The sequence below is a fragment of the Flaviaestuariibacter amylovorans genome (assembly GCF_039541815.1).
Taxonomy (GTDB): domain Bacteria; phylum Bacteroidota; class Bacteroidia; order Chitinophagales; family Chitinophagaceae; genus Flavisolibacter; species Flavisolibacter amylovorans.
Genome location: NZ_BAABGY010000034.1, coordinates 1 through 557, shown reverse-complemented (window position 1 = coordinate 557; position 557 = coordinate 1). Strand labels below are relative to the sequence as shown.

Here is a 557-nt window from a genome sequence, read left to right as displayed (position 1 = left end):
AAGACCGCCACCCGGCCCGATGAGATCTGGGTGAGCGACATTACCTACCTGAAGACGGAGGAAGGCAACTGCTATCTCAACATGGTCACCGATGCCTTCAGTCGAAAGATCGTAGGTCACGCCGTTGCCGACAACATGGAAACCGAATCGATGATCAAGGCCTTTGAGATGGCGCAGCGCGGGCGCGCAGATAAGCTGCAGCCTACGATCCACCACTCCGACCGGGGTCTGCAATACTGTAGCAAGGAATACGTCGCGTCAGCCTCTAAAAACTGTATTCTTCTCTCTATGACTGAAAACGGAGACCCTTATGAAAACGCGCTGGCTGAAAGAATGAACCGCACCATCAAAGAGGAATTTGGAATGGACCGGACACTCAAAAGCAAAGCGCAGGTCAAAGCCATAGTCGAGGAATCTATACATTTATACAACAACAAACGACCGCACCTGGCCCTAAACATGAAAACACCTGAGCAGGTGCACAAAACAAAAATCCCGGCCACCTGAGGCAGCCGGGATCTCTTCTAAAAACTGTCAACCTATTCTAGGACTATTCA

The 557-nt window shown here is 50.6% G+C and carries 1 protein-coding gene; it reads left to right on the top strand.

The window, feature by feature from the left end:
• Positions 1–507: IS3 family transposase (locus ABD937_RS23850; RefSeq protein ID WP_345258597.1), on the top strand; the 507-nt coding region annotated here is incomplete at its 5' end.
• Positions 508–557 lie beyond the last annotated feature (50 nt).